At 75.1% G+C, this 13118-nt stretch carries 11 protein-coding genes and 1 pseudogene; 8 read left to right on the forward strand and 4 right to left on the reverse strand.

The window, feature by feature from the left end; genetic code table 11:
• Positions 1-124: 124 nt before the first annotated feature.
• Positions 125-1282: a pentapeptide repeat-containing protein gene (locus RM844_RS22130; RefSeq protein WP_311669079.1), complete on the forward strand. Its 1158-nt coding sequence runs from the start codon at positions 125-127 to the stop codon at positions 1280-1282.
• A gap of 29 nt (positions 1283-1311) precedes the next feature.
• On the opposite strand, the gene RM844_RS22135 is transcribed toward RM844_RS22130, so the two are convergent.
• Entirely contained in the window at positions 1312-1803 is a 492-nt protein-coding gene (locus RM844_RS22135) for a GNAT family N-acetyltransferase (protein ID WP_311669080.1), read from the reverse strand.
• Positions 1804-1934: 131 nt separating this feature from the next.
• A complete protein-coding gene (locus RM844_RS22140; RefSeq protein ID WP_311669081.1) occupies positions 1935-2561 on the reverse strand; it encodes a TetR/AcrR family transcriptional regulator in 627 nt (208 codons plus the stop codon).
• 50 nt (positions 2562-2611) lie between these two features.
• Between RM844_RS22140 and RM844_RS22145 the strand changes: the two genes are divergently transcribed.
• The 7 genes and pseudogenes from RM844_RS22145 to RM844_RS22175 form a co-directional block, all read left to right on the forward strand.
• Positions 2612-2701 (forward strand): putative leader peptide, encoded by a 90-nt coding sequence (locus RM844_RS22145; RefSeq protein ID WP_311669082.1) that lies wholly within the window; start codon positions 2612-2614, stop codon positions 2699-2701.
• 240 nt (positions 2702-2941) lie between these two features.
• Complete coding sequence (locus tag RM844_RS22150; RefSeq protein ID WP_311669083.1) at positions 2942-3484, forward strand: DUF4242 domain-containing protein; 543 nt, start codon at positions 2942-2944, stop codon at positions 3482-3484.
• Positions 3481-4560: an acyl-CoA dehydrogenase family protein gene (locus RM844_RS22155; RefSeq protein WP_311669084.1), complete on the forward strand. Its 1080-nt coding sequence runs from the start codon at positions 3481-3483 to the stop codon at positions 4558-4560. The genes RM844_RS22150 and RM844_RS22155 overlap by 4 nt, the downstream gene beginning before the upstream one ends.
• Positions 4536-5309 (forward strand): ABC transporter ATP-binding protein, encoded by a 774-nt coding sequence (locus tag RM844_RS22160; RefSeq protein WP_311669085.1) that lies wholly within the window; start codon positions 4536-4538, stop codon positions 5307-5309. The genes RM844_RS22155 and RM844_RS22160 overlap by 25 nt, the downstream gene beginning before the upstream one ends.
• Positions 5306-6514, forward strand: coding sequence for an ABC transporter substrate-binding protein (locus RM844_RS22165; RefSeq protein ID WP_311669086.1), 1209 nt, complete (start codon positions 5306-5308; stop codon positions 6512-6514). The genes RM844_RS22160 and RM844_RS22165 overlap by 4 nt, the downstream gene beginning before the upstream one ends.
• Positions 6511-7311: an ABC transporter permease gene (locus RM844_RS22170; RefSeq protein WP_311669087.1), complete on the forward strand. Its 801-nt coding sequence runs from the start codon at positions 6511-6513 to the stop codon at positions 7309-7311. The genes RM844_RS22165 and RM844_RS22170 overlap by 4 nt, the downstream gene beginning before the upstream one ends.
• A 998-nt stretch (positions 7312-8309) precedes the next feature.
• Positions 8310-9407: pseudogene (locus RM844_RS22175) on the forward strand (pectate lyase family protein); the annotation flags it as partial.
• A 133-nt stretch (positions 9408-9540) separates the two neighbouring features.
• Here the strand turns inward: RM844_RS22175 and RM844_RS22180 are convergent.
• Together RM844_RS22180 and RM844_RS22185 are read right to left on the reverse strand one after the other, a co-directional pair.
• Positions 9541-10704: a methyltransferase domain-containing protein gene (locus tag RM844_RS22180; protein ID WP_311669088.1), complete on the reverse strand. Its 1164-nt coding sequence runs from the start codon at positions 10702-10704 to the stop codon at positions 9541-9543.
• Between the two features lie 261 nt (positions 10705-10965).
• Complete coding sequence (locus RM844_RS22185) at positions 10966-13056, reverse strand: TerD family protein (RefSeq protein ID WP_311669219.1); 2091 nt, start codon at positions 13054-13056, stop codon at positions 10966-10968.
• Positions 13057-13118 lie beyond the last annotated feature (62 nt).

Here is a 13118-nt window from a genome sequence, read left to right on the forward strand (position 1 = left end):
TGCGGAAACGGGTACGGGGGTGGAGAAGTGACCGTTCAATAGGAGGATGAGGCACAGGAGTCCGAGGGCCGGGCGCCCCGGCCCCCGCCGGGTCCCACCGGCCCGGCGACCCGTAGGCCGGCGGGTGGCGGTGGGGGACGGCGGGGGCGGTGGCCTGCCGCGCCGGGTCGAGACCGCCGTGGCGGTGGTGTCGGCGCTGGCGGCCGTCGGGGCGATCGGCTTCACCGCGGTGTCGGTGAGTCAGGTCCACGATGAGCTGGACATCGCCCGCGAGGGGCAGCTCACCGACCGCTACACGGCGGCCGTCGACAACCTGGGCGACGACCACCTCGACGTGCGGCTGGGCGGGATCTACGCGCTCCAGCGCATCATGGCCGACTCCCCGCGCGACCACCCGACCATCACCAACCTGCTGGCCAGCTACGTGCGTATCCACGCCACGGCGCCGCCCGAAGGGGAGACACCGGCCGGCGGGGGCGTCGCCGCCACCGACCAGGCCGCCGCCGACGTGGTGGCGGCGCTCACCGTGCTGGCCACCCGTGACGCCGCGCGGGACGACCAGCCGGCGCTCGACATGTCGGGCGCCCACCTGCCCGGCGTCGACCTCGCGCCGGACCTCCGGCCCGCGGTGGCGGCCCAACTCGCCGGCGCCGACCTCAGTGGGGCCGACCTGCACGGTGCCGACCTCGCCGGCGCGAACCTCGCCGACGCCCGCCTCACCGAGGCCGACCTGACCGGCGTGGACCTGACCGAGGCGGCCCTGCCGCGCACGCACCTCATCCGAGCCCGCCTCACCGGGGCCCGGCTGGGTGCCGCCGACCTCAGCCGGGCCAACGGGAGCGACGCCGACCTCGGTGGCGCCGACCTCCGGCACGCAGACCTCTCCCACGCACGCTTCCTCCGGTCCTCCTTCAGCGACGCCCAGTTGACCCGAGCCCACCTCGACCACGCCTACCTCGGCGGGGCCGAGCTGGCCCGCGCGGACCTCACCGGCGCGCGGCTCACCGACGTGAACCTCGACGGGGCCGACCTGAGCGCTGCCAACCTCAGCAGCGTCGACCTCACCGGCGCCGACCTGTCCCGCGCGGACCTCACGGACGCGCGCCTCACCGGCGCCGACCTCACCGGCGCTGATCTCTCCGAGGCTGATCTCTCCGGCGCTGACGTCACTGGGGACCAGTTGCTGGCCGCCGTGCTGAACGAGGAGACCGTGCTGCCCGAGCACCTCGCCGAGGACCCGGACCTTGCGGCCCACCGGGCGGCGGGGGCTGCCCGGCGTTGACCGGGGCGTCGACGAGCGTGCCGCCGCGCTCAGACGGGCGCGAGGTGCTTCTCGAACGGCAGCAGCGGCAGCGTCTCCGACTCGGTGGCCACGTCGAACAGCGGCGTGTAGCCGGCCCGCAGATAGAGGTCCCTGGCCTCCGGCTGGCGGGGGCCGGTGGTCAGGAAGATCCGCCGGTAGCCGCGGGCGGCCGCGGCGTTCTCCAGCTCGGTGACCATCCGGCGGCCCAGGCCCCGGCGGCGGTGCGCCGGGTGGGTCCAGACCCGTTTCAGCTCCGCGGTCGCCGGGTCCGCCCGCCGGTAGGCGCCGCCGGCCACCGCGATCCCGTCCTGGAGCAGGAGCAGCAGCAGGCCGTGCGGCGGGGCGAACTCGGCCTCGGGGTAGCGGCTCATCTCCTCGGCGGCGGCCGGCCCGTAGAGGCGGGTGTAGTCGTCGGTCAGCCCGCGCAGCAGCGGGCGGACCAGCGGGTCGGAGAGGAGCACCGGGGTGACGGTCAACTCGTGGCCGGCGGGAGACGACATCCCTTGCCTTTCGCTCGTGGTCTGACGGGCGCTGCCCGCTACTGCGCGGATCTGACGGATGCTGCCCGTCCGGACCGGTTCGAGAACGATCGCGGGCCGGGCTTCGGTGCCGGGGCGCCCCCGGGCGGTGCTCAGACCGCCGGGCCGCCGGCGGGCGGGGCGGTCAGCAGCGCGCGGACCCGCTCCCTGGCCAGGGCGATCGGCTCGGTCGAGCCGCTGAACTTGGAGCCGGCGAGCGCGCCGTCGTAGAGCAACTCCACGACCGGCGCCAGCGCCGCCGGCTCCGGGACGCCGGCGGCGCGCAGCTCCTCGGTCAGCATGCCGCGCAGCCACCCGCGGTGGCGGGCGACGGCCTGGGCCACCGGGTGCGCGCGGTCGGGGAACTCGGTGGCCGCGTTGAGGTAGAGACAGCCCCGGAACCCCCGCCCGGGGGCGCCCCGTTCGGCGAGGTCGAAGAGGGTCAGCAGGCGCGCCACCGGTCCTTCGGCCCGGGCCACCGCGCTGTGCCAGGCGGCCCGATCGACCTCGTCCCGCCGGTCCAGATAGGCCACCACCAGCCCGTCCTTGGAGCCGTAGGCGTGGTAGAGGCTGGCCCGGGCGACCTCCGCCTCGGAGATCAGCCGCTCGATGCCGACGGCCCGGATGCCCTCCAGCGGGAACAGCCGCTCGGCCGCGGCCATCAGGCGTTGCGCCGGCAGCTGTCTGACGGGGCGTGGGGCGGTGGGGGAGTGCGGCGCGGGCGTCGATGGGGAAGCCATGTCCCCAGGATAGATGCAGACCGATCGGTCTATCTGTTAGAGTCCGCGCCATGACGCCATCACCGCTGGTCCGACGACTCCACGTCGACCTCCAGCGTGTGCAGAGCGCCGCCTGTCGCGAGGACAGCGCCCGGCGCTGAGCCCGCCGCGCCCGGCCCGGCCGGCCGCGCCCCGGCGCGCCGCCCGGCGCCCGCCGCCCGTCGCACCCCACCCGCACCCGACCGCGCCCGGTCGTGCCCCCACCCGTCCCGGCCCGCCCGGGGCCGGCGGCGCGGCCGGCCGTGAGCGCACCCGTGCCCACCCCGTTCTCACCCCGTTCCCGCCCCGCGCCGCCGACGTGGCACCGCCGCGCCGGCACGCCCGCCCGAAAGGAAAACCCCATGCCGCTCTACCTGTTCGAGGTCACCACCAGCCGCTCGGACCGGACCGCCGAGCTGATCGACGCCCTCGGCCGCACCGTCGCCGGCGCCGGCGGCGAGGTGATAGAAGCCCAGGTCACCGCCCAGGCCGCCCGCGTCTTCCTGGTGGTCGAGGCGCCCGGCGCCGACCTGGTGGCGGCGGCCGTCCTGGCCGCCGAACTCCCGGGCGCCGCCGAGGTGTCGGGGCCCGACCAGGTCCGGCTGGTCGGCGCCGACCTCGCCGAGGTGAAGGCGGCCCGCCCCACCGCCGGCTACCTCGTCGAGTGGGACCTGCCCGCCGAACTGGACATGGCGAGCTACCTGGCCCGCAAGAAGGCGAACGCCCCCCGCTACGCCGAGGTCCCCGAGGTCGACTTCCTGCGCACCTACGTCCGCGAGGACATGGTCAAGTGCCTCTGTTTCTACGACGCCCCGGGCGAAAAGGACGTGCTGCGCGCCCGCGAGGCGGTCAGCACCCCCGTCGACCGCCTGCACGCCCTCGCCCCCACCGAGGAGGACCGGTGAGCGCCCCGACCACGGCGGGCGAGACCGCCACCGCGCACCCCGCCGACGAGTCGGCGACGCTGCGCGCCTGGTTCGGTGACCGGGCCGCGCCGCTCGACCAGGGCACCGGCGACACCCGGGCCGGCCTGCGCTGGCTGGGCGAGCACGGCCTGCTGGCCCGGGCCGCGCCGGCCGGCGGCGACGCCCCGCTGACCGACAGCGTCCGGCTGGTCGAGGAGGTCTCCGCCTGCTGCCTCAGCTCCGGCTTCTCGCTGTGGGCCCAACTCATGGCCACCGCCTACCTCGACATCGGCCGGCCCGGCGCCTTCACCCGCGCCTGGGCGCCCAGGCTGCGCGCCGGCACCGCCGTCGGCTGCACCGCGCTCGCCCCCGCGCTGCGCGACGTGGCCGGCCTCGAACCGGTGCCCGTGGAGGCCAGCCCCGAACCCGGCGGGCTGCGGCTGGACGGCCCGGTGCGCTGGGCCTCCAACCTCTTCCCCGGCGCCGTCGTCGTCCTCCCGGTGCGTCGGGCGGACGGCCGGCGGGCCGTCGTCGGCCTGACCACCGACACCCCGGGGGTGACCGTGCACCAGTCGCCCGCGCTGCTGGCGCTCGGCGCCACCGCCTCCACCTCGCTCACCCTGGAGGGGGTGCGGATACCGGACGACGCGGTGCTCGCCAGCGACCTGCCGGCGTTCGTCGCCCGGGTGCGGCCCACCTTCCTGCTGCTGCAGAGCGCCTTCTGCGTCGGGCTCGCCGGCGCCGCCCTGCGGGCCGCCGAAGGCCGGCTCACCGGCGTGAACGCCACCCTCGCACCCGACGCCGAGGAGGCCGACGCGCTGCACCGCTCGGTGCGCGACCGGCTCCACCAACTGGCCGCCGCCCCCGCCCTGGCCGGCCGGCGCGAGCTGCTGCGGCTGCGGCTGGACGCCGCCCGGGCGGCCGGCCTCGCCACCCGGCTGGAGTCGGCGCTGCTCGGCGGCGCCGGCTACGCGCGGGGCAGCGCCACCAACCGGCGGCTGCGCGAAGCCGCGTTCCTCCCCATCCAGTCGCCGACGGAAGGACAGCTCCGGTGGGAACTCTCGCAGTCAGACTGACCGGTGCCACCCGGCGCCTCGGGCCGGCCGGACGTTCCCGCGCCGTCCTGGACAACCTCGAACTCACCGTGGAACGCGACGAGTTCCTCGTCGTGGTCGGCCCCAGCGGCAGCGGCAAGTCCACCCTGCTGCGGATTCTGGCCGGCCTGGAGCCGCTGGACGCCGGGACGTTGGCACGCCCCGACCGCCCGACCGCCGAAGGACCCCCACCACCCATCGGCGTGGTCTTCCAACAGCCGCTGCTCTACCCATGGTTGACGGTCCGCCAGAACATAGCCCTGGGGCAGCGGTACCGCGCCAACCGGGACCGGTTCGACGCCACCGCCGTCGACGAACTCCTGGACCGGCTCGGCCTCGACGGGCTCGGCGACGCCTGGCCCGACCAGCTCTCCGGCGGCCAGGCCCAACGGGTCGCCGTCGCCCGGGCCGTCGTGGTCCGGCCCGACATCCTGCTACTCGACGAGCCGTTCAGCGCGCTCGACCCGGCCACCCGGGCCACGCTCCAGGACTGGCTGCGGGAGATCGTCGCCGCGCTCGGCCTGACCGTCGTCCTGGTCACCCACGACGTGGACGAGGCCCTCTACCTCGGCCGGCGGATCGCGCTGCTCGACGGGTCGGGACGGGTGGCCGCCACCTGGGACCACCAGCCGCCGGCCGACCGGGCGGCCGTCCGCGACGACCCGCTGCGCGCCCGGGTGTTGGCCGGCTACCGCACCGACGGCACACCGGCGGAGGTGACCGCCGGATGATCCGCCTCCCCGGCGCCGAGCCGACCCGCCGCGGCCTGCTGCGCGGCGGCGCCGCCCTGGCCGGCGCCACCCTGCTGGGCGGGGCCGGCGTGGCCGCCGCCACCGACCTCGCCCGCCACGCCGGCACCCGCGGCCAGCGCCCCACCGGACCGCTGCGGGTCGGCTACCTGCCGATCACCGACGCCGCGCCCCTGCTGGTGGCACACGGGCGCGGCCTCTTCGACGACGCCGGCGTCCGCACCACCCGACCCGTGCTCTTCCGCGGCTGGGCCTCGCTGGCCGAGGCCTTCGCCACCCGACAGGTGGACGTCGCCCACCTGTTGATGCCGATGGCCGTCCAACTCCGCTACCGGCTGGGCGCCGACGTCCGCCTGCTGGCCTGGAACCACACCAACGGCAGCGCGTTGACCGTCGCCCCCACCGTCCGCGACCTGGCCGACCTGGCCGGCACCACCGTCGCCATCCCCTACTGGTGGTCCATCCACAACATCGTGCTCCAGCGGATGCTGCGCGACGCCGGCCTGCGGCCGGTCATCCGCCGGGACCCGTCCCGCACCGCCGGCACCGTCCAACTGGTGGTGATGAGCCCGGCCGACATGCTGCCGGCCCTGCACGTGGGCACCATCGGCGGCTACATCGTCGCCGACCCGTTCAACGCCGCCGCCGAGGCCCGGGGTGTCGGCCGCATCCAGCGGTTCGTCGGCGACATCTGGCGCGACCACGCCTGCTGCGTCGTCGTCACCCACCAGGCGCTGATCGACGACCGGCCCGACGAGGTGCAGGGCGTGGTCGAAGCGCTGGCCCGCGCCCAACTCCACACCAGGGAGCACCGAGAGCCCACCGCCGCCCTGTTGAGCGGCGGCGGCTACCTGCCGCAACCCCAGCCGGCCATCACCAGGGCGCTGACCTACCCGGCCGCCGACTACACCGGCACCGGCGCGCTGCGCCACCCCGACTGGCACGGCGAACGCATCGACTTCCGCCCCTTCCCGTTCCCCGGCTTCACCGAACGGCTGGTCGAGGCGATGCGGGAGACCCGGGTGGACGGGGACACCGGTTTCCTCGACGCCCTCGACCCGCCGGCCGTCCACGCGGACCTGGTGGACGACCGGTTCGTCCGCCGCGCCCTCGACGCGCTGGGCGGACCCCAGACCTTCGGGCTGCCCGCCGGGCTGACCCGTACCGAAGAGGTGACCTCCGCGTGAGCCAGACCGTAACCGCCCCAAGCCCCACCGGGACGGCCCACCCAACTCGGCTTCCGCGCCCGGGACGTTGGCTGCCGCCGGTGCTGGGGATCGCCGTCGCCGTCGCGCTGTGGTGGCTCCTCACCTCGGTGCTCGCCGGCGACGACCCGCTGCTGTCCTCCTTCGCGCCGCAGCACGCGGTGCCGGCCATCGGCGACCTGGCCACCCGCGGCGTCCTCTGGGAGGACATCGGCGCCAGCCTCTGGCGGCTGCTGGTCGGCCTGCTGCTGGCCGTGGCGGTGGGCTGGCCGCTCGGCCTGCTGGTGGGCCTCTCCACCACCGCCGAACGGGCCACCCGGCCGGTCTTCCAGTTCCTGCGGATGATCTCGCCGCTGTCCTGGGCGCCGGTCGCGGTCGCCGTGTTCGGCGTCGGCGGCCCGCCGGTGATCTTCCTGGTCGCCGCCGCCACCGTCTGGCCGGTGCTGCTCAACACCGTCGCCGGGGTCCGCGCCATCGACCCCGGCCACCTGCTGGTGGCCCGCTCGCTGGGCGCGACCCGCGCCGAGGTGGTGCTCACCGTGGTGGTACCCGCCATCCGGGCCCACGTGCTGACCGGCCTGCGGCTGGCCCTGGGCATCGCCTGGGTGGTCCTGGTACCGGCCGAGATGCTCGGCGTCGCCTCCGGGCTCGGCTACCAGATCCTCAACGCCCGCGACCAGTTGGCCTACGACCAGCTGATGGCGGTGATCCTGGTCATCGGCCTGCTCGGCTACCTGCTCGACGCCCTCGCCCAACGCCTCCTCACCCCCCGCCGCTGAGCCCCGTCCCGGGCCGGGCCGGCGCCTGCCGCACTCGCCACCCCGCCGTGGGCGGCTGCGGTAGTCGCCGCCTCGCCGTGAGGGGAGCCCCGCCGTGGGCGGCTGCGGCGGTCGTCGTCTCGCCGTGGGCGCCGGTGGTCACGCTGTCCGCCGCACTCGCCACCCCGCCGGCACCGCCATCCCGCCGTGGGCGTCTGCCGCACTCGCCACCCCGCCGGCACCGTCTTCTCGCCGCAGGCGGCTGCGGCGGTCGTCGTCTCGCCGTGGGCGCCGGTGGTCACGCTGTCCGCCGCACTCGCCACCCCGCCGGCACCGCCACCCCGCCGTGGGCGTCTGCCGCACCCACCCGGATCGGTATTGTGCACGCCGCGCGCTGAATTGTTTCGCCAGTCCCGCGTACGCTCCTCGCCAAGCGCCCTGGTCAGGGATGGACCGATCCCACGCCCTGGACGGCAAGCGCTTACTCAACCGAGGCGACCCACCCGGGAGCCGCTCCGCCTCACCCTGCTTCACCACCGGCGCCGCCCGGACGGGGACGATTCCGACGTCGTCCCGCCCGGTCGGTGAGTACCCGCTGGTTCGACGAGGTCGTCGTCAACCGGGGTCGGGGAACGCGACGTTGGACGCGTCGCTCCCGCCTCGCCGACGGCCGCCCGGACCGGCGCGGCCCCCACCCCGGTCCGTTGAGGAGATGAGCTCATGTCCCCGACACGCGTTGTGTCCGTCAGACCCGGCCGACCCGGCACGCTCGGGTTCCAGGCCGTCGGCTGACCGACGCCGCCGCCACCCATCGCGGCCCCGGCGGTCGCCCGGGCCGGTGGCCGGCGTCCCCGAAACGGTCCCCCCGACGGTGGCCGCGCGACCCGTGACCGGGCGCGCGTCCCACCGTCACACCACCCCCCGCACCGCGACCGACCGGCGCTCGCGCCGGCCCGTCGCACCGGCATGGAACGAGGCGGCGACGCCGCCGCGTTCCGGCGACGAAAGGCGAACCAAGGATGAAGCGATCAGTCGCGCTGCGACTCTCAGCGGTGACCGGCCTGATGGCCGTGGTGGCCGCCACCGGCGTGGTCATGTCGGTATCGGAGGCCTCGGCCGCCACCAACAGCCCCACCGGCTTCGCGACCCAGAACGGCGGCACCACCGGCGGCGCCGGCGGCGAGACCGTCCGCGCCACCACGGGCACCGAGATCCACGAGGCGCTCTGTACCCGGGCCGCCGAGGACACCCCGATCACCATCGAGGTCGAGGGCACCATCAACCACGGCAACACCAGCAAGGTGTCGGGCGACAGCTGTAACACCGCCGACGACGTGATCGAGCTGAAGCAGATCAGCAACATCACCATCGTGGGCGTCGGCGAGGGCGCCGTCTTCGACCAGCTGGGCATCCACATCCGCGAGGCCAGCAACATCATCATCCAGAACGTCACCGTCCGGAACGTGAAGAAGTCCGGTTCGCCCACGTCCAACGGCGGCGACGCGATCGGCATGGAGAGCGACGTCCGCAACGTCTGGGTCGACCACGTCACCCTGGAGGCGTCCGGCGGCGAGTCGGAGGGCTTCGACGGGCTCTTCGACATGAAGAACAACACCCAGTACGTGACGCTGTCCTACAGCATCCTGCGCAACTCGGGCCGGGGCGGCCTGGTCGGCTCCAGCGAGTCCGACACCTCCAACGGCTACGTCACCTTCCACCACAACCTGTACGAGAACATCGACTCCCGCGCGCCCCTGCTGCGCGGCGGTATCGGCCACATGTACAACAACCACTACGTCAGCCTCAACGAGTCCGGGATCAACTCCCGGGCCGGGGCCAGCGCGCGGGTGGACAACAACTACTTCCAGGACTCCAAGGACGTCCTGGGCACCTTCTACACCGACCAGGCCGGCTACTGGCAGGTCAACGACAACATCTTCGACAACGTGACCTGGTCCAGCCCCGGTGACGACACCAACCCGGCCGGCCCCGACCCGGAGTCCAACACCACGGTCGACATCCCCTACTCCTTCACCCTCGACGACGCCAGCTGCGTCCCGAGCGTGGTGAGCCAGACGGCGGGTGCCAACAACGGCATCCAGGAGTCCCCCGGCTGCTGACCCCCGACCCCGGGTCCGACGGCCACCCCAGGGCCCCGGACCCGGCCCGGCCGACGCCCCCTCCGCCCCGGCGGGCGGGGCGCCGGCCGCCGCCGGTCAACCCCCGAGGGCGCCGGCCGGGCCGCCCCGTTCAGCGGCGGGGCACCGGCCGGTCCGGCGTGTCCAGCCACACCCGGACCGTGCCCTCGGCCGACCGGGTCAGCCCGAACCGGGACAGCGCCGGGGCCCCCGCCTCCCGCCACCAGCGCCAGCCGGCGACGACCTCGTCCCACAGCCGGCGCTCGCCCGCCTGCCGCGCCGTCGTCGTGCCGTCCGAGGCCACCTCGACCACCGCCGTGCCGGCGTCGTCCTCCGCGTACAGCCACAGCCGGGCGTGCACGCCCGGCTCGTCGTCCGCGCCGTCCCAGACGTGCCACACGCCGGGCGTCAGCAGGCCGGTGACGGCCTGCGCCTGGTAGTCGTCACCGGCCACCGCCCAGGGGGACAGGCCCGCGGCCTCGGCGGGCGCCGCCAGCGGATCGGGGCCGGCCGCGACCGTGCCCGAGGCGGCGTCGGCGCGGGCGCGCAGCGGCAGGTACGAGCCGCCCGCCAGCCAACGGCCGCGCAGCGTCCCGTCCGGGGTCGGCTCGGCGACCAGGGTGCCGTAGGCGCACCACGCCGAGGCCCACGGGGTCACGAGCCGCCCACCGGGCGCCAGTTGGTCCACCCACGCCGCCGGCACCGCCCGCACCGAGCAGGTCGCGATGATCCGGTCGTAGGGGGCGCCGGCCGGCCAGCCGTCCGCCCCGTCGCCCTGGCGGACCAGCGGGTGCCGGCCCACCGCCGCCAACGCCGCCCTGGCCGGCGCCACCAGGTCACCGTCCAACTCGACGCTGACCACCCCGGCGTCCCCGGCCCGGGCGGCCAACAGCCCCGCGTGCCACCCCGTGCCGGTGCCGATCTCCAACACCCGGGCGCCGGGCCGGACATCGGCCGCCGCCAGCATGGCGAGCACCGTGCCCGGTGCGGACGCCGAGGACAGCGGCCGCACCGTGCCGTCCGGCTCCTCCGTCACCCGCACCACCACCGGCCCGTCGGCCCAGGCCGCCGCCCGCCAGCGATCCGGCTCCGCCGCCCGGTCGCACGGCCGGTAGCCGCCGTGCCCGTCCCGCAGCCAGACCCGGGACGGCAGGAAGCGGTCCCTGGGCACGGCCTCCAGCGCGGCCAGCCACTCCGGCGGCACCGCCCGCCCCAGGTGGGCGGCGACCGCCGCGGCCAGCCCCGCGGGCCCGCAACCGCCGGTGGCGGTCGTCATCCCTCGCCCTCGGGCGGGTCCGCCGGCTCGTCCCGCTGGGGCGCGCGCGGCTCCTCCGGGAGCGGCGGCGGGATGGGCCGCCCCGGCTGGTGCCCGTCGTCGCCGATCGGCGACCGATGCTTTCGTTCCGGTACCCGCATGCTCGTCCTTTCCCCGTACTGATGCACGCTCAAGATGCACCGTAAGGGAGCGCGCGGGGCGCCCGGCAGGGCGCGCGGGGCCGCGTCGGGTGTCCCGCCGAGGCCCGCGCGCCCGGATCGCTCAGCGGCGGGAAGGGCCGCGGTCCAGTGGGGTGACCACGCCGAGGAAGAACCGGTCCACCGCGTCGTCGACGCTACGAATGAACCCGGACTCCGAGTTGCCCCGGCCGTTGCCCAACCCCTTGAGGAGCGAGAGGCGGAATCCCGTGATCTGGACCCCGGTACGGGGAAGGAGATCCGCTGGCTCCGGCCGAAGGCGCTCCAGCGTGCCACGCGGTCCCGGCTCCGTCCCGTCCACCAGGGTCTCCACATGGAGGTCGGCCGGCGCCTCCGCCAGCTGGCGAAGCAGCCGCTTGGCCCAGGTCAAGGGGTAGCCGCTCGCCGGCACCGGCACGTCGATCGAGGTGCGGGCCTTTCCGGTCCGCAGGTCGGCCGTGATCGTCAGCGTGCCTGACCGGCCCTCGACGCGTAGCTCGGCGCCCAACCGGCCGTCGAGACAGAACTGGTCGGCCAGCGCGGTCCGTAGTGCGCCCGGCTCGGAGCCACGCTTGGCGCGCTGCACCGGCAGGACCTTCCGGCCGAGTTCACCGCCGAGCCGCAGGCAGACCTGCCGGATCAGGCGCTCCCAGCTCTCGACCACCCGGATGGCGCGCGGATCGCCCGGGCTGAGCGTCTCGTCGTCGATCGCCCGGCGCACCGGCACCCAGGCGGGACCCATGTTCTGGAAGCCGTGGCAGCCGGAGTTGTCGTGCTGGAGGTAGTGCAGCAGTTCCTGGAGGAGCCACACGTGGGCGGCGTTGTTCACGCCCTCGTGCCTGATCAACAGCTGTGCGTGGTGTGCTACTTCGGCCCAGGAAAGGTGCCACAGGGAGACCCGGTGCCGGCGGCGGCGGTCGATCTTCACCTCGACCAGGGGACTGCCTTCGAGGGCCACGTCGTTGGAGAGGGTGATCACCGCCTCGTAGCCGCGCCGGGCCGCGATGTCCATGTAGTCCTGGACCTGTTCCGAGCGGAGGGCGTTGCCGTTGGTCTTGGTCTCCAACAGGGCGGTCCACAGCTTGCCGGCGCGTTCGACCCGGATGACGCCGTCGGGGCGCCGCGGAGTCTCACCGTGGGGGAGCGACACTTCCGCGAAGGTTTCCATGCGCCCGGCCGGGGCGCCGAAGGCCGCGGTGAGGCGGCGCCCGAACTCCGGCACCTGTGCCATCACCGACAGCAGCACCGAGGTGGCCCGCGCCTCCCGCTCCCGGTCGGTCTTGAGTGACGCGGCGGGGAAGAGCCGGGCCGGCTTCCAGGCGGGGTTCTCCGCCAGGGACTTCTTCGGTGCCCTGGGCAGGGTGACCTTCTTCCGGGTGGTCCGCGGGCGGCGTCGCGGTGGCTCTCCGGCGGGGGCCTCGCCGCCGGGAGCCTCCCCTGCGGCGGCCTCCCCGGTGGTGGCCGTCCGAGCCGGGTCGGCGCCGGCGTCGCGGGGAGCCGGTACGGTGGCCGCTGACGGCTCGGCGGCCAGCGCGGGCTGCTCGGGCTCCGCCGCCTGTACCGGCTCAGGAGCTTCCGCCGACCCCGCCGTCTCACGCGTGCCGTCGACCTCGTCGGTCTCCTCGGGCTCGTCGGTTTCGTCATCCTCGATGTCGATCCCGAAGTCCGTGGCCAGACCCGCGAGTCCGCTCGCGTAGCCCTGGCCCACCGCCCGGAAGCGCCACTCGGCGGAGCGTCGGTAGAACTCGCCGAAGACGAAGGCGGTCTCGCGAGTGGCGTCCGTGATACCGAAGCCGAGCAGCGTCTCGCCGTCCTGGTCCGCCACCGTCAGCCGCAGGTTGTCCAGGTCCCCGAAGGAGCCGCCGCCGTACCGGCTGGCTGCGACCACCACCCGCGCCACCTCCTGGGGCAGGGCGCTCAGGTCCAGACTGATGCGGTCCTCACTGCCGTCGGCGCTCGGCGACTTGCCGAGCAACTGCACGCTGCCGTCCGGTGCCGCGACATGGTTGTAGAAGAAGAAGTCGTCGTCGCCCCTCACCTTGCCGTCGGAGTCGAGGAGGAGCACCGAGACGTCCGCGTCGCCGTCGTCCGTATCGCTCCGCCAGGACAGGCCGACCACGATCGTGCCGGCATGCTCGCTCAACGACGCGAGACCGACGTTCCCGCCCTTCACCATCTCCCGCATATATCCCCAGCCCCTTCACGTGTCGCGCAGCGTGTTCGAGGCGAACCATAACG

The sequence above is a fragment of the Streptomyces chisholmiae genome, from assembly GCF_031845445.1.
GTDB lineage: Bacteria > Actinomycetota > Actinomycetes > Streptomycetales > Streptomycetaceae > Streptomyces > Streptomyces chisholmiae.

What these genes read in the sequence shown, in the direction of transcription:
- RM844_RS22135 (WP_311669080.1), bottom strand. Translation starts at nt 1,803, where the DNA reads ATGTCGTCTCCCGCCGGCCACGAGTTGACCGTCACCCCGGTGCTCCTC.
- RM844_RS22150 (WP_311669083.1), top strand. Translation starts at nt 2,942, where the DNA reads ATGCCGCTCTACCTGTTCGAGGTCACCACCAGCCGCTCGGACCGGACC.
- RM844_RS22165 (WP_311669086.1), top strand. Translation starts at nt 5,306, where the DNA reads ATGATCCGCCTCCCCGGCGCCGAGCCGACCCGCCGCGGCCTGCTGCGC.
- RM844_RS22185 (WP_311669219.1), bottom strand. Translation starts at nt 13,056, where the DNA reads ATGGTGAAGGGCGGGAACGTCGGTCTCGCGTCGTTGAGCGAGCATGCC.
- RM844_RS22140 (WP_311669081.1), bottom strand. Translation starts at nt 2,561, where the DNA reads ATGGCTTCCCCATCGACGCCCGCGCCGCACTCCCCCACCGCCCCACGC.
- RM844_RS22180 (WP_311669088.1), bottom strand. Translation starts at nt 10,704, where the DNA reads ATGACGACCGCCACCGGCGGTTGCGGGCCCGCGGGGCTGGCCGCGGCG.
- RM844_RS22145 (WP_311669082.1), top strand. Translation starts at nt 2,612, where the DNA reads ATGACGCCATCACCGCTGGTCCGACGACTCCACGTCGACCTCCAGCGT.